14 protein-coding genes are annotated in these 15,463 nt (G+C 70.0%); 9 read left to right on the forward strand and 5 right to left on the reverse strand.

Annotated elements, in window-relative coordinates; all coding sequences use genetic code 11:
* Positions 1-22: 22 nt before the first annotated feature.
* A complete protein-coding gene (locus PKD89_RS07760; protein ID WP_289012467.1) occupies positions 23-982 on the reverse strand; it encodes a nucleotidyltransferase family protein in 960 nt (319 codons plus the stop codon).
* On the opposite strand from PKD89_RS07760, the gene PKD89_RS07765 reads away from it, so the two are divergent.
* The 6 genes from PKD89_RS07765 (at position 981) to PKD89_RS07790 (ending at position 7,295) form a co-directional block, all read left to right on the forward strand.
* The gene (locus PKD89_RS07765) at positions 981-1,379 is read left to right on the forward strand and encodes a hypothetical protein (protein ID WP_289012466.1); all 399 of its coding nucleotides are present in this window, start codon (positions 981-983) and stop codon (positions 1,377-1,379) included. The genes PKD89_RS07760 and PKD89_RS07765 overlap by 2 nt on opposite strands.
* Positions 1,380-1,433: 54 nt before the next feature.
* Positions 1,434-1,895, forward strand: coding sequence for a MaoC family dehydratase (locus PKD89_RS07770; protein WP_287379378.1), 462 nt, complete (start codon positions 1,434-1,436; stop codon positions 1,893-1,895).
* Between the two features lie 88 nt (positions 1,896-1,983).
* On the forward strand, positions 1,984-3,444 hold the full coding sequence (locus PKD89_RS07775) for an alpha/beta hydrolase (RefSeq protein ID WP_289012465.1): 1,461 nt from the start codon (positions 1,984-1,986) through the stop codon (positions 3,442-3,444).
* 59 nt (positions 3,445-3,503) lie between these two features.
* Positions 3,504-5,168: an acyl-CoA synthetase gene (locus PKD89_RS07780; RefSeq protein ID WP_289012464.1), complete on the forward strand. Its 1,665-nt coding sequence runs from the start codon at positions 3,504-3,506 to the stop codon at positions 5,166-5,168.
* 101 nt (positions 5,169-5,269) lie between these two features.
* On the forward strand, positions 5,270-6,019 hold the full coding sequence (locus tag PKD89_RS07785; RefSeq protein ID WP_289012463.1) for a ubiquinone/menaquinone biosynthesis methyltransferase: 750 nt from the start codon (positions 5,270-5,272) through the stop codon (positions 6,017-6,019).
* Position 6,020: 1 nt separating this feature from the next.
* Positions 6,021-7,295, forward strand: coding sequence for an isochorismate synthase (locus PKD89_RS07790; protein WP_287379374.1), 1,275 nt, complete (start codon positions 6,021-6,023; stop codon positions 7,293-7,295).
* Positions 7,296-7,314: 19 nt separating this feature from the next.
* On the opposite strand, the gene PKD89_RS07795 is transcribed toward PKD89_RS07790, so the two are convergent.
* The 4 genes from PKD89_RS07795 to menD form a co-directional block, all read right to left on the reverse strand.
* Positions 7,315-8,421, reverse strand: a complete 1,107-nt coding sequence (locus tag PKD89_RS07795) for a hypothetical protein (protein WP_289012462.1) — start codon at positions 8,419-8,421, stop codon at positions 7,315-7,317.
* Positions 8,422-8,496: 75 nt separating this feature from the next.
* Positions 8,497-8,679, reverse strand: coding sequence for a hypothetical protein (locus PKD89_RS07800; RefSeq protein WP_287379372.1), 183 nt, complete (start codon positions 8,677-8,679; stop codon positions 8,497-8,499).
* The gene (locus PKD89_RS07805; RefSeq protein WP_287379371.1) at positions 8,676-9,668 is read right to left on the reverse strand and encodes an alpha/beta hydrolase; all 993 of its coding nucleotides are present in this window, start codon (positions 9,666-9,668) and stop codon (positions 8,676-8,678) included. The genes PKD89_RS07800 and PKD89_RS07805 overlap by 4 nt, the downstream gene beginning before the upstream one ends.
* Before the next feature lie 154 nt (positions 9,669-9,822).
* On the reverse strand, positions 9,823-11,904 hold the full coding sequence (menD, locus tag PKD89_RS07810; RefSeq protein ID WP_289012461.1) for a 2-succinyl-5-enolpyruvyl-6-hydroxy-3-cyclohexene-1-carboxylate synthase: 2,082 nt from the start codon (positions 11,902-11,904) through the stop codon (positions 9,823-9,825).
* 132 nt (positions 11,905-12,036) lie between these two features.
* Here menD and PKD89_RS07815 point away from each other — a divergent pair, with 132 nt between their 5' ends.
* The 3 genes from PKD89_RS07815 (at position 12,037) to PKD89_RS07825 (ending at position 15,437) form a co-directional block, all read left to right on the forward strand.
* Positions 12,037-12,819, forward strand: coding sequence for an alpha/beta fold hydrolase (locus tag PKD89_RS07815; protein WP_289012460.1), 783 nt, complete (start codon positions 12,037-12,039; stop codon positions 12,817-12,819).
* Between the two features lie 33 nt (positions 12,820-12,852).
* Entirely contained in the window at positions 12,853-14,127 is a 1,275-nt protein-coding gene (locus PKD89_RS07820; RefSeq protein ID WP_324332358.1) for a CoA transferase, read from the forward strand.
* Positions 14,128-14,213: 86 nt separating this feature from the next.
* On the forward strand, positions 14,214-15,437 hold the full coding sequence (locus PKD89_RS07825) for an acyl-CoA dehydrogenase family protein (protein ID WP_289012459.1): 1,224 nt from the start codon (positions 14,214-14,216) through the stop codon (positions 15,435-15,437).
* Positions 15,438-15,463 lie beyond the last annotated feature (26 nt).

Genomic DNA, 15,463 nt, shown 5'->3' on the forward strand with positions numbered 1-15,463 from the left:
TCCGACGCTGGTCTAGGCAGGTCTATGCAGCGTGCCCGGCCACTGTCGGGACCGGGCGCACCAGCACGGTTCGGCCGGCGGTCGTGCGGATCGCCCCATCGAGCACCTCGCCCTCGATCACCTCGGCCCCGCTCCACAACACGCTACGGGTGAGCCCTACCGGCGACGGCGTGGCGATCGGTTGGCCCTCCATGGAGGTGAGCCCGCCCGCCACGGCCAGGTTGGCCGCCAGGTAGCGCTGCGGGGTGCCGCAATCGAACACCCGGGTATCGACCGACAGGCTTTGAAGGGCCCCGGACGTCTCAGCGTTGCGCCAGAAGTGGCCGAACAGCCCGGAGGACGTGGCGGGCAGCCCGACGATCGACTCCCACGGGGTGATCGAGGCCACCACATCGACCCCAGGGCGAAACCCGCCGGGACCGCCATGGGCCACCAGGGGGCGCTCGCCGTCCCACGCGGCGACGACCTGGGCCAGGTTGGCGTTGGTGAGGGTGTCGGCGTTGACCGCCAGCACACCACGCCCATCGAGAAAACCCGCCAGAGAACCAAGAGCACCGGCGGTGCCCAGCGCCTCCGGGCCTTCGATCGAGGCCCACAGGTCGGCTTCCGGGCCGGGCGCAGCGGGCCCCCGGACCGGCAGCGTGCCGATCCGCGTCACCTCCGCACCGGTGGGCAACTCGGGCGGACGCGAAGCAAAGGAGCGCCAGAAGTCGGCCGGCGGCCCGCCTCCACCCGCCCGACCGCCGCACGCCCACTCCAGCCACGCCAGCATCACGGCCGGATGGTGATGCACGTTGACGACGACCTCATCGACCACGCCGACCAGCGAGTCGAGCGCCCACCCGAGCAGGGGGCGGCCACCGACCGGGCACAGCACCTTCGGGCGCTCCAGCGTCAACGGCCACAGCCGCCGGCCCGCCCCGGCGGCCAGCGCCACCCCGACCAGGTCGGACCGGGCAGCAACTGCAACACTGTCGCCCATGTCAGGACGCCGCTGGTTCAATTCGTCACTCCCCCAGACGCTTCAGATCGCCAACATTCTGCTCTACCTCGACGCCTTCTTTCTGCTCATCAACATTCTGGGCGGCAGAAGAGGCCTCGGGGGGATCACCCTGATCCTGCTCGCAGCCTCGGTGGCGGCCTACGTGCTCGGCGGCTTGGGCCTGGCCAACGAGGAGAAGCGGGGCTATCCCGTCGCCGTCGTCGCGGCGTTCTCGCCGTTCATCCTGCGCGCCTATCTGTCGTTCCAAGTGGGTGTCCTCGAGCTCGGCTTCATCCTCGGCTTCAACCAGCCGCTGTCCCTACTCTTCGAGGTCGCCCTGATCGGGCTGCTGTTGCACACCCAATCGAAGAGCTACGTCAAGACCTGGTTTCACTGAGGGCTCCCCCGCCGGCTTCCAGCCCGCTTGCCACCGCGTGGCAGACTCTCGGCCATGGCTACCGAAGTACACGGCATCGCAGGACTCAAGGAACTCGTCGGGCAGCACCTCGGCTACTCCGACTATCTGGAGATCACCCAGGAGCGCGTCAACACGTTTGCCGACGCCACCGGCGACCACCAGTGGATCCACGTCGACCCGGAGCGGGCGGCCAAGGAGAGCCCCTTCGGCGGAGCGATCGCCCACGGCTACCTGACGCTGTCACTCGGCCCGGTGTTGATGCCGAGCATCATGTCCGTCTCGGGCATCAAGATGGGCGTCAACTACGGCGCCGGCAAGGTGCGCTTCCCCTCGCCCGTGCCCGTCGGCTCCAACCTGCGACTCGGAGCGAAGCTCGACTCGGTCGAGGACCTCCCCAACAACGGCGCCCAGGTGACGATGACCTTCACCTTCGAGGTCGAGGACGCGCCCAAGCCCAGCTGCGTCGCCGAGATCATCTTCCGCTACTACGAGTAATGCCCTCCAGCCGGTTGGCACAGTGGTGCCCGGGGCGCAGGCGGTGACGACCCCCCGGCGAGCGACGACGGCCCGTCGGAGCGTGCGGGTGGCGGCGATTGCCCTGGCGATGGCGATGGCCACTCTGGCCGGGGCGTGCTCGCCCGGCCTCGACACCGGCGCGCCGACTCGGCCGACCGCTCCGCCCCCGACCGCCTATCCGACCCCGGAGGACGACCCGCTGGGCGGGTTCACCCCCGAGCCGATCAACTGGGAGGACTGCGACGTCCTCGAGTGCGCAGCCGTGGGGGTTCCCCTCGACTGGGACGACCTCGACGGCGCCGAACTCGAACTGGCGATCGCCCGACGCCCGGCGGAAGGCGACCCTCGTGGGTCGGTACTCGTCAACCCGGGCGGACCGGGCGGGTCCGGGATCGAGTTGCTCGACTATGTCTTCCTCGCCGATCCCTTCGACGGGTTACGGGACCGTTTCGACATCGTTGGCTGGGACCCGCGGGGCACCAACGGCAGCGGGGCGGTCGACTGCGACGCGCCGGTCGACGACTTCCGGACGCTCGACCCCTCCCCGGACGACGCCAAGGAGGCCGACGAACTCGCCGACGCTGCGACGGAGATCGCCCAGGACTGCGAGCGCGCCGCAAGCGACCGGCTGGCCCACATCTCCACCGACGACACGGTCAAGGACATGGAGGCCATCCGCCGGGCGCTCGGCGACGAGCAACTGAGCTTCTACGGGTTCAGCTACGGGACCGCACTGGGCGCGTTCTACGCCGAGCAGTTTCCCGACCGGGTGCGGGCGATCGTCCTCGATGGGGTGGTCGACCCCGGCGCCGACCTCGAGACCTACCTGACCGCCCAGGCCCGCGGCTTCGACCGGGCACTCGACGCCATGTTCGACGCCTGCGGCGACGCCTGTCCCCACGGTGGGGTCGCCGAACTGTACGACCGCCTCGCCGATCGGGTGGAGCGGTCGCCGATCGGGTTGGGCAGCGACACGCTGGGACCGGCCGAGTTGGCGACCGCCGCCATCTCGGCCACCTACTCACCAGACGGCGGCCCCGCGTTCGCCGCCGCCCTCCAGCAGGCCGACGATGGCGATCCGACGGCGCTTCTGTCGTTGGCCGCCCAGTACTACAGCACCGACTACACCCCGTACCTGGCGATCGAGTGCATCGATCAGGCGCACCCGATGGGCGATGCCGAGTGGGCCGCCTTCGTCGAACGCCTCGAAGACATCTCCCCGCGCCTGGGCGGCAGCATCGGCAACGAACTGCTGCCGTGCGCCAACTGGTCCGTCGCCCCGGTCGAACCGCGCCCGTTTCCCTCGGCCTCCGGATCGAACCCGATCCTGGTCATCGGCAACACCGGCGACGCCGCCACCCCGTTCAGCCAGGCGGAGGCGATGGCAGAAGGACTGGACAACGCCGTGCTCCTCACCCACGAGGGAACCGGGCACACCAGCTACGGCAACCCGTGCGTCGACGAGATCAGCGCCGCCTACCTGAACGACCTCGAGCTGCCCGACGACGGCACGGTCTGCCGGGACTGACCGGCCGCCGAGCGCTCATCTAGGCTGCCCCGTTCATCCGCCATACCAGGGGAGCATGCATGTCGACTGGCCGCCTCCAGAGCAACGTCGCCGAGGTTTTCGAGTCACTGGCGGACGCCATTGGAGACCGCGAGGCCATCGTGTTTCGCGATCGCCGCCTTACCTACGACCAGGTGCGCGAGCGCAGCCATCGGCTGGCCAACGTCCTCGCTGGCGCCGGGCTCGGCGCACACACCCCCCGCTCCGAGCTGGCCAACCACCAGATCGGCCAGGACACCGTCGGCTTGTACCTGCACAACGGCAACGAATACCTGGAGGGCATGCTCGGCGGGTACATGGCCCGCACCGCACCGTTCAACGTCAACTACCGGTACGTGGCCGAAGAACTGGTGTACCTGCTCACCGACAGCGGCGCCTCCGCGATCATCTACCACTCGGCGTTTGCCCCCACCCTCGCCGAGGTGCTGCCCCAACTGCCGAAGCTAAAGATGCTCCTTCAGGTTGCCGATGACTCGGGCAACGAGCTGTTGGATGGCGCCCGTTGGTACGAGGAGGCGCTCGCCTCCGCCTCGCCAGACCTCGACCCGGACCTACGGGCATCATGGTCGCCCGACGACCTGTACCTGCTCTACACCGGGGGCACCACCGGCATGCCCAAGGGCGTCATGTGGCGCCAGGCCGACATCCACGCTGCGTCGCTCGGCGGCCGGCCCTTCGGCAGCCCGGACGAGTGGGAGTCGATCGAGGCCCTCGTCGCCGCCGCCACCACCGCCAACCCGGTCAAGACCGTCCCCGCCCCGCCCTTCATGCACGGGGCCGCGCACTGGGCAGCCTTCACCAGCTTCTCCAACGGCGGCACGGTGATCGTTCCCGACGTCGTCGACCGCTTCGATGCCCCATCGGTCGTCGACCTGATCGCCCGGGAGGAGGCCAACGTGTTGCTGTTGGTCGGCGACTCCTTCGCCCGCCCGCTGCTCGACGCCATCGACGCGACCGACGCCGAGCTGACCTCCCTGTTCGTGTTGACCTCCGGCGGCGCCATCCTGTCCACGCCGGTCAAGCAACGGCTGCTGGAGCGGCTGCCCAACATCATGTTGATCGACGGGCTGGGCTCGTCGGAGACCGGCACCCAGGCCGGTCAGGTGTCGAGCGCCGGCGGTGATGTCTCCGCCGGGCGCTTCACCCCCCACGTCGGCATGGTCGTGCTCGATGAGTCGATGACGCGGGTGCTGCAACCCGGCGATGACGAGATGGGCTGGCTGGGCCAGCGCAACCGCGTGCCCCTCGGCTACCTCGGCGATGAGGCCAAGACCGCCGACACGTTCCCCGAGATCGACGGCGAGCGCTTCGCCGTGCCGGGCGACCGCTGCCGCATCCTGGCCGACGGCACCCTCGAGCTGTACGGGCGGGACTCGGTGACGATCAACTCCGGCGGCGAGAAGATCTTCGCGGAGGAGGTCGAGCAGGCGATCGCCGCCCACCCGGCGGTCATCGACGTCGTCGTGTGCGGCCGCCCCTCGGAACGTTGGGGATCCGAGGTGGTCGCCGTCGTCCGCATCGATGAGACCGACGCAGTGACCGAGGATGAGCTGCTCGCCGAGGCGGCCAACCACGTCGCCCGCTACAAACTGCCCAAGGCGATCGTGCGGCGCGACGAGATCGTCCGCTCCCCCGCCGGCAAGGCCGACTACCGCTGGGCCAAAGCGCAAGCCACCGACGACTGAGCGCAAGCCACCGACGACTGAGCGCAAGCCACCGAGGGCTGAACCAGGCACCCGACAGCGGGGGTTCGCCCATCACCGCGACGCGTCGTAGCCTCGCCACGGTGTCCCCCTCACCCACCCCCGGCTCACCGTCCAACCGTGCGGAGCTGATCCCCCGGCCCGACCAACCGTTGCCCACCGGCGACGCCAAGGTGGAAGCGGTCCGGGCGATGTTCGACACGATCGCCCCCAACTACGACAAGGTGAACCGCATCATGACCGGGCGACTCGACGTCCGCTGGCGCCGCACGACCGTCGACGCCCTGGGCCTGGCCCCCACGTCGATCATCGCCGACCTGGCAGCCGGCACCGGTGACCTGGTCTACGAGCTTCAGGATCACGGCATGTCGGCGATCGGCGTCGACCTGTCGATGGGCATGCTCGCCGCCGCGCCGCGACCCTTCCCCCGCCTGCAGGGCGATGCGCTGTCGTTGCCCTTTCCCGACGGCTCGCTCGACGGGGTGACGTGCGGCTTTGCGCTGCGCAACTTCGAGTCGCTGCCGCGGTTTTTCGCCGAGCTGGCGCGGGTGCTGCGCCCCGGCGGACGCATCGGGCTGCTCGAGGTCGGCCAGCCCTCCAACCCGGTGCTCACAGCCGGGTTCGACCTGTACTTCGGCAAGGTGGTGCCCAAGATCGGCGCCCGGTTCTCCGATGCGCGCGCCTACGCCTACCTGCCCCGCTCGGTCGACTATCTGCCGCCACCGACCGAGACCCTTCGCCTGATCGGCGGTGCCGGCTTCGACCGGTCCCATCATCGCCAGCTGACCGGTGGCCTCGCCCAGCTGTTCACGGCCACGCTGCGACGGAGCTGAGGTGGGCCCGTCGGCGCTGCGGCCGGGGCTGACCGCCACGACGGTCCGTTCGGGCACCGGCGACGATCCGCTGGGGCACCTCGGCGAGGACCCGCTGGCGTTTCGTTCCCCCAACCGCACCCTCGTGGCCCAGGGGACCGCAGCGCGCATCGAGTTGGGCGAGCGCAGCGGTTGGGCCGACGACGTGGCCTCGGTCAGCCAGGCGCTGGCCGCGATCGAACGGAGGGGTCCCGACCGCGATCCCGCCTCCGGCCCGGTGGCCTTCTGTGCGTTCCCCTTCGACCGGCGCCGCCCGGCCACCGCGCTGATCCCTCGGGTGCTCCGGGGGCGTGACGCCGCCCGTTCCTCGTGGATGACCACGATCGACGCCGACCGCAGCCAGGCCGCACCGTCACCGCTCGCATCCGAACCGGGGGAAACGGTTCCGTCATCGGGAGCGACCGGTGGCGACGAGCCCGTCGAGCTTCGGCTCCAGGCCACCACGTCGGACGCCGACTGGATGGCCAAGGTGGTCGAGATGACCACCCGCATGGCCGAGGGCCACCTGGAGAAGGCGGTGTTGTTCCGCGAGCTGGCGCTGAGTTCGACCGCAACGCTCGACCCGGGGGCCCTCTACCGGCGGCTGCTGCCCACCGCCCCCGCCGGGTACGTGTTCTGCATCGACGGCTTCGTCGGAGCCAGCCCCGAGCTGCTGGTCAGCCGCATCGACGACACCGTGCGCGCCCAACCGATGGCCGGCACCCTGCCCCGCTCGGGCGACCCGAAGGTCGACATGGGCCACGCCGGCGAGTTGCTGCGCTCCGACAAGTTGCGCCACGAGCACGAGGTGACGATCCTGCGGGCCCACGACGCCCTCCTCGGCTGGTGCTCCTACCTCGACGCCCAACCCGAACCCCAGGTGGTGGAGGCCGGGGCCGTGCTGCACCTGGCCACCCTGGTCGAGGGTCGGCTCAGCCACCCGGTGCCGTCGGTGCTCGACCTGGTCGCAGCACTTCACCCGACCCCTGCGGTGGGCGGTTGGCCCCTCGAACCGGCCTTGGCGCTGATCGACGAGCTGGAAGGCCTGGACCGCGACCGGGTCGGCGGGGCGGTGGGCTGGGTGGATGCCGACGGCAACGGCGAGTTTGCCGTCGCCATTCGCTCCGCCCTGCTCGACGGCCGCAGCGCCCGCCTCCTGGCCGGGGTCGGCATCGTCGCCGACAGCGATCCGCAGGCGGAGCTGGAGGAGACCCGGGCCAAGTTTGCCGCCGTGCTGCCCTACCTGATCCGACCCTGATCGAAGGTCAGCCGGAGGCCTACTCCTGCTCCAGGTCGTCGTCGGTCTCGACGAAGGCCGCCTCGGCAAAAGCGAGCACCGCCTCGCCAAAGGTGGGAAACGTCGTGACCGCCTCGTCGTCCCAGCCCTCGCCGCCGACCTCGAAGGCCTCGTCGCCCACCTTGATCACCCGCACACCGTCCTCGCTCCACGGAAACAGCGCCACGACCTCGTGATCGTCGATGTTCAAGCGCAGGTCCGGGCGCCGCTCGGGCACCGCAGCCTCCCGGGCGCCGGGCTCGCACTCGGCCACCAGCGCCGCCACCGCCGCGATGGGGTCATCAAACTCTCCGTGCCCGGCCACCTCCTCGTGACCCTCGCCCAGCGAGATGACGTAGTACAAGTCGTCGAGCTGGTCGTACTTCATCGCCAGCTGGCGGTCGGGGAGCAACACCGCCACCAGCATCTCCTGGGTCTGTTCGTTGATGTAGAGCTCGGCGGCCTGCACACCCTGCTCGGTCGGGGCATCGGTGGCCAGATCAAACCGGTCCCAGATGGCGTTGACCTCGTCGGGGGTGAGCACCAGCGGGTTACCCATCTGCGGCGACGCCAGTATCTCGGCGCCGGCCAAAGCCTCCTCGGCGGCGAAGTACTCCGCTGCGATCGGCACGCTCAGCCGCTCGACCCACAGGCCGCAGGCCACCTGAGGCGCTTCGTCGCTGGCCAGACCGTCGGCACCCAGGGCGATCAGATCGTCCTCGGCGGTCCACGTCGCCACCACGCCGGCGCCGATCAGGCCCGGGGTGCGGTCGCCGTCCACCTCGTTCAGCCACAGAAACACCGGCTGGCCCGGCTCCATCAGCTCCACCCGGTAGGTCGGGTTCAGCGGCCAGGCCCACACCAGCCCGGCCTCATCCAGGTCGCCGAGCTCGCCCGGATCGGCCTTGAGCAACCAGCCTCCGATCGGCACGCCCCCACGAGTCTCGCCGAACGCAACGGCCGGCTCCGCAGCCTCCGCCGTCTCCATGTCGCCCAAAGGCTCCATATGGTCGGTGTGATCGCTGCCGCCCGAAGGTGCCCGACCGTTCGCCGACTCACTGCCGTTTGAGGCCGCCGTGTCGCCCTGCCCACCTGTGTCGTCGCTCATGAGAACCCCCGGGATCGTCGTCGAAGTGGGACCCTATCGGGCGCCACGAGAACGGTTTCCCCGAAAACGACGGTGCTATTCCTTGGAGGCCACCGCGTTGGGCGTGACGTTCATCTTCGGCTCGTAGTCGACCACCTCGACGTCGCGCTTCTCTCCCAGATGGGCGGCGCGCAGGCTGGCCCGACACTCGCCACACGGTCCGTAGAACTCCTCGCTCACCTCGTTGGCGCAGCGCGGGCAGGTGAACGCTTCGCTCATTGGACGGCCTCCTCGCCGACCGGGCGCCGGTTGGTGATGTTGCCCTCGCTGTCGCGGCGCTGGTGGCCGGTCACCCGGTCACTCCCGTCCCACACGCCCCGGATGGTCGTCAGCACGTCGCCGACCTCGGAGAAGCCGCCGAAGTGGCCCTTGCCGGGCATCAACATGAGCCGGGAATTGGGGACCGATTTGGCCAGCCGCCGGCCGTGGATCAGCGGCACGATGTGGTCGGCATCGCCGTGCCAGATCAGAACCTGGCCGGCGATGTTGCCCGGGTCAAAGCCCCACGGCCTGCCGAACAGGGTCAGATCGTGAAACGGGGCCCGCAGCGGCCCCGCCTGGGTGATGTCGTGGATGAACATCGCCATCACATCGGGGCGCATCATCACCTCGAGGTCGGCCCGGCCGTTGATCTTGGCGTACGCCGAATACACCGCCGGGGCTTGGGCGGCCACCCCGTCCAGCCCGAAGCGCATCATCGACCCAAATGCCCGACGCATCGGGCTGAGCAGCGCTTGGCCCGCGGTGGTGATCTGGGTGTAGCTGAACACCGCCCCGCGCCCGATGCTGGGGGCCAGCCCGCCCAACACGGCCGAGGTCACCACCCGATCGGGCAGCTCGTGGGCGACCGCCAGCGTGTAGGGCCCTCCGCCCGACAGGCCGGCGACGGCGAACTTGTCGAGGCCGAGCTGATCGGCGGCCGCGTTGACGTCACGAGCGAACTGCTTGAGCGACCGGTAGGCGTAGTTGGTCGAGTTGCCCGTGCCCGGGCGCTCCAGGGTGATCACCCGCAGCCCGGTCGAGCGACCGGTGGGGTTGACGCCGACCGGTACCTGATAGCGCCCACCCGGGGTGCCGTGGAACCACAGAACCGGGTCACCATCGGGATCCCCATAGGCCGCCCAGCCCAGCCTGCGACCGTCGGAGACCGTGACCGTCCCCTCGTCGTGGTGCGGGTCCGGATGGGGATCGAGCTGAGATGGGGCCACGTGATTCCTCCGTCCGCTCTGACGTCAAGAGCGGCCTGTGTGAGCTGGGGCCATCGTAGAAGCGTGCGAGCCCTTCGTCACAACGGTCCAAGCGGCGAACTCTGCCGCTATCGCGTCCTCCAGCGCGCGATAGCGGCAGAGTTCGCCCCGATCGTCAGCCTTCGAGTGCCGTTTCGGCTGCTTCGACCAGATGGTCGAGCAGGCGCTGGTGTTCGGCCAGGTTGTTCGAACGGTCGGACTCCACCCGAAACATGGCGGTGCGGCTGATCCGAGTCGCTTCCTCGCCACCACCGCTGGATGTCGACGGTGCCGTCGACTCTCCCGACGTTGGGCTCGCCGGAACCCCAGCGGCGCCACCGGTCACGCGGTGGGCGGTCAACCGTCGCCGCAGGACGTTGGCCAGCACCGACGGCTGTACCTCGACCACATCAAGGCCGAAGCCCGTGCCGATCGCGCCGAGATCGAGCCCACTGGGCGTTCCCCACCAGCGCTCGAAGTCGCCCTCCGGCAACATGCGCTGTTGGGGTAGGAACGAGAAGATCCCCCCACCGTCGTTGTCGACGACGATGACGGCCAGGTTGTCGATCGCCGAAGCCGAGACGAGCGATCCGATGTCGTGGAGGATGGCCAGGTCACCGACAACGGCGGCGGTGGGCACCCCGGTTCGGGCGACCCCGACGGCGGTGGCGACCACACCGTCGATGCCGTTGGCCCCCCGGTTGGAGTGCACCGTCACCCCGGCCGGCACCCTCGGTCCGAACCACTCCAGGTCGCGCACCGGCATCGACGAGGACACGACCAGGTGACCGCCGTCGGGCATGCCGTCGAGCGCCGCCGCGACTGCAGCCGCCTCGACGACCCTGGGTCTGCCGTCCTCAACAGCGACCTCAACCCGTTTGCTCACCCGGCGCCAGCGCTCCGCCCACCCGGCCGGGGCGCCGGTCAGCCGGTCGGCACCATGGGCGGCCATCAGGGCCTCGAACACCGCGGCAGGGCCGGCCTGCACCTGGTGGGTGACCACCCGGTCCGGGTCGGGAAACCAGCCCGCCGGGTCGATGGCGATCTGGTCGGGCACCGCCGAGAGCCACTGGCCGGTCACCTTGGACGAGACCAGCCCACCGAGGCGGACCACCACTTCGGGGAGCAGCGCTGCGGCCACCGCCGCCGAGCGCAGCATCGGATCGAAGTTGGGCACAACCGTGGGCTGATCGAGCCGCAGACCGGACAGCGGGTCGGCCAGCACCGGCCACCCCAACGACTCCGCCGCATCCAGGATGATGCGTGCCACACGATCGGGCTGGCCATCAGGTGCCGTGGACGATGCGCCCAGCCCGGCCGGCGCCTGCCCGTATCCAACGGTGCACCCGGCGTGATCGCTGCCGGTCGGGGCCGAGGGGCGCGTCGCCCGCTCGCCGGCGATCACCACGACGCGGCGTCCGCTGCACCGGGCGATCAGAGCGTCGACGTCATCGGTTCTCGGGCGCTGAGGTTGAGGCTGAGGCTGAGGCTGAGGCTGAGGCTGAGGCTGAGGCTGATCATCGGCCACGACGGAGCGGGGGGAGGCGGCGGCGGAGTCGGCGACGGCAGCGGTGGAGTGGGCGGCGACTGGGCTGGCGGCAGAGTCGGCGGCGGGCAACGCACCCACCGCCCCCACCAGGGGCTCGCGGAACCCAAGGTTGAGCTGCACCGGCCCGGGCCGGGCGCCGGTCGCCGCGTCGAAGGCCTCGTCGGCCAGCGCCCGCCAACGTCCTCGGCCGGAGGTCTCCGGTGGGCCGGGCTCCAGATAGGCCCGCACGGAAGGACCGTACAGCTCCCGCTGGTCGATGGTCTGCGGGGCGCCGGTGTTCAGCAACTCGGGCGGACGATCGGCCGTACAGATCAACACCGGCAGGGCGGCCAGGTGCGCCTCGACCACCGCCGGGTGGTATTCGACCGCAGCGGTACCTGAGGTGCACACCAGCACAGCGGGAGCACCGGTGGCCCGGGCCACGCCGACCGCCTGAAAAGCCGCGCTGCGCTCGTCGAGCACCACGTGGGCCCGTAGCCGATCGCCGGCAGCAGCACCCTGGTGGTCGAGCACCCATTGCAGCCCGATCACCAGCGGTGTGCTGCGGGAGCCCGGGCTGACGATCACGTGGCGAACGCCCCGGCGGCACCACTGGTCGATCAACGTGGCGGCAAAGGTCACCGCCACGGCAGGGTCCTCGGCTGGGGCCACGTCCGGCGTTCGATCCACACGTCGAGAGTACGCCCCGATCCTCGGCAGCTGGTGATCCCCCGCGTCGCCAAAGCTCCGTGCTGAACCACCCTTGCAACTACCCGGCGCTGTGCCTTTCAGCCCGGCATCACTATGGGAGGATCGGGGGCGATGACCGATCCGTCCCCGACGCCGCTGGTCCTGCTCCACGGTTTCACCCAGAACCGGCAGTGCTGGGGACCGTTCGCCGGTCAGCTGGATGACGGCCGGCCGGTAGAGCGCTGGGATCTGCCCGGACACGGCGGTGGCGGGCCGGCGGCGGACGGTTGGGCGACCGCCGACCGGCTGGCCGCCCAGGCCGCCGCGCGAACGGCGGCAACGGCGGCCCCCGGGGCGACGACGACCGCCGAAGCGGCACGGGCGAGCGACTGGCTCGGCTACTCCCTCGGCGGCCGGATGCTGTTGCACCTCGTGCTCGCTCACCCGAACATGGTGCGCCGGGCGGTGCTCATCGGTGCCACCGCCGGGCTTGCCACCTCGGCCGAGCGGGCCGAGCGGCGGGGCGCCGACGAGGCGCTGGCCGAGCGCATCGAGCAGGACGGAGTCGACGTGTTCATCGAGCGGTGGCTGGCCATGCCGATGTGGGACGGACTCCCCGAGGCAGCGCAGTTCGTCGACGAGCGGCGCACGAACACTGCGGACGGGCTTGCCGGATCGTTGCGCCTGGCCGGAACCGGAGCCCAGGATGATCTGTGGCCTCGGCTCGGGGAGATCGACGTGCCGGTGCTGGTGCTGGCCGGTGGTCGCGACCAGAAGTTCACCGCCATCGGCCGTCGCCTGGCCGCCGCCCTCCCCCATGGCGAGTTCCGCGCGATCCCCAACGCGGGCCATGCGGTCCACCTGGAGGCGCCGGAGCGCACCGCCCAGGCGATGACCGGCTGGCTCGACGCCTGATCGGCGTCCTCTCCAGCGGGCAGACTCGGTGACATGACCAGCGACCGCACCGTCCAGTCGATCCCACCTCGCCACGCCGCCGACGGCCGTTCGCCCTTCGCCGGCCGACCGCTGGAGGGGCTGGTGGTGCTGGCTCTGGAACAGATGGCGGCACTGCCGTTCGCCACCCAGTTGATGGGACGCCTCGGCGCCCGCATCATCAAGGTGGAGCACCCGACCGACGGCGAATCGGGCCGCCAATCATCCCCGGCGATGACCGACCCCGAGGGCCGAACGGTGGGGGCGACGTTTCTGCGCTCCAACCTGGGCAAGGACTCGGTCGGCATCGATCTCAAGTCCGAGGCCGGGCGTCAACTGGTGATCGAGTTGGCCGCCCATGCCGATGTGATCGCCGAGAACTTCAAGCCCGGCACCCTCGACCGGCTGGGGCTGGGGCCGAAGGTTCTGGCCGAGGTCAACCCTCGGGCGGTGCTGGTATCGGTCTCCGGGTTCGGCAGCGATCCGGCCAGCCCGTATCGAACGCGCCCGGCCTACGCCTCGATCGTCGAGGGCATGTCGGGCGTCTACGAGTTCAAACGCCACGGCGACGAGCCGCTGCACGTCAACCCGGTCGGGGCGCTCGGCGACATCTCTGCCGGCCTGTTCGCCGTGATCGGCGTGCTGGCCGCCCTGCGCCAGCGGGAGGTGACCGGGGAGGGCCAACACGTGGACGTCGCCATGTTGGACTCGGTGTTGGCGATGACCGACGTGGTCACCAACTTCGCATCGATGGGCCAGCCGAGCGAACCCGACCCGGCCCCCTACGTGCTCAGCTCCTTCCGCACCTGCGACGGCTCGCTGGTGATTCAGCTGGTGCGCGAGCACCAGTTTGTGAAGCTGGCCCAGCTGATCGGTCACCCCGAATGGCTCGACGATCCCCGCTTCGCCGAGCGCACCGGCTGGGGCGAACACCTCGACCGGGTCATCCGCCCGGCACTGGAGGCGTGGGCGGCCGACCTGACCCGCGAGCAGGCCGCCGTGGCGCTCGCCGATGCCGGGGTGGTGGCCGGATCGGCCCTCACCCCAACCGAGGTGCTGGCCGACCCCCACGTGGCCGCCCGCAACATGCTCGTCGCCATGGAACGCCCCGACGGGGTGGAGCAGCCGGTGTTGATCCCCGGCAACCCGGTGAAGCTGTCGCGCGTACCCGAATCGAGCGAGCGGCGGGTGCCCTGGGTGGGCGAACAGACCGGGTCGGTGCTGGTCGACCTGCTGGGACTGGCCGCCGAGGCCCTGGCCGACCTGCGCTCCGACGGGGTCGTCACCTGAGGTATCGCTCACCAATCCAGCGTGGCAACGTGCGTCCCGCACGGCGCCTCCGTAGAATCTGACGGTCCGTCAGATTTGGGAGCGTTATGGATTTCGAGTTCTCCGCCGAGCAACAGACCTTCGCAAAGGACGTCGAGGCGTTTCTCGACGCCAATGACGATCCAGAGGTGTTCGACGTCACCCGCGAGAACATGGCGCAGATCGTCGACACGCCCGATCGGCGGGCGTTCATGGGCAAGCTGGCCGAGCAGAACTGGCTCGGCATCACCTGGCCGACCGAGTACGGCGGCACCGAGGGTGACGGCGTCTACGAGTACCTGCTCAACGAGCAGCTCGCCGGTCGCGGTGGCCCTCAGATCGGCAAGGGCATCGGCATCATCGGCAAGACGCTGATCGCCCACGGCTCCGACAAGTTGAAGGCCGAGTTTCTGCCCCAGATCCTCAACGCCGAGGTGGAATTCGCCGTCGGCTACTCCGAGCCCGAGGCCGGCTCCGATGCCGCCGCCATGAAGCTGAAGGCCGAGCCCACCACGGTGGACGACGTCGACGGCTGGATGCTGAACGGGCAGAAGACCTGGACCACCTCGGCCCACTTCGCCGACTGGTACTGGGTGGGCGCCCGCACCGACACGGAAGCTCCCAAGTGGAACGGCATCACCCTGTTCCTCGTGCCGATGAACCACGAGAACATCACGATCACCGGCATCTGGACGATGGGCGACGAGCGCACCAATGAGGTGTTCTTCGACGATGTGTTCGTGCCCGGCGATTACGTGGTCGGCGAGCTCAACAAGGGATTCCAGTACATCTCCCAGGCGCTCGACCTTGAGCGCTTCACCATGTTCACCTATGCGCCGATCAAGCAGCGCCTCGACGTGCTCACCGAGTACGTCCAGGAGGCCAGCCGCGACGGGGAGCCGCTGGTCGAGGACGAGGTGGTTCGGGCCAAGATGGCCCACCTGCACACCGAGGCCGCCGTCGCCCGGGCCCTCGGGCTCAAGTTCGTCGCTGCGGCGGTCAAGGTGGAGACGGCCCACCGGTCCGGTGCCACCGAGTACCAGCCCCCCACCGTGCAGGCCTCGGAGTACAAGCTGTTCACCACCGAGTACTCCAAGGCGCTCGCCGATGCGTCGATGGACCTTGGCGCACCCGGCACCCAGCTGCGGGTGAAGACCGAGGAGGCCCCGATGGCGGGCCGGGCAGAGTCCACCTACCGCTACACGGTGATCGACACGATCGGCGGCGGTTCCTCCGAGGTGCAGCGCAACATCATCTCCCGTCGCGGCCTCGGCCTGCCCCGCAACTTCTAGGCAGCGCCGCCTCATGAGCCACGGCA

This window comes from Candidatus Neomicrothrix sp., from assembly GCF_035329545.1.
In the GTDB taxonomy this organism is placed as follows: Bacteria; Actinomycetota; Acidimicrobiia; order Acidimicrobiales; family Microtrichaceae; genus Microthrix; species Microthrix subdominans.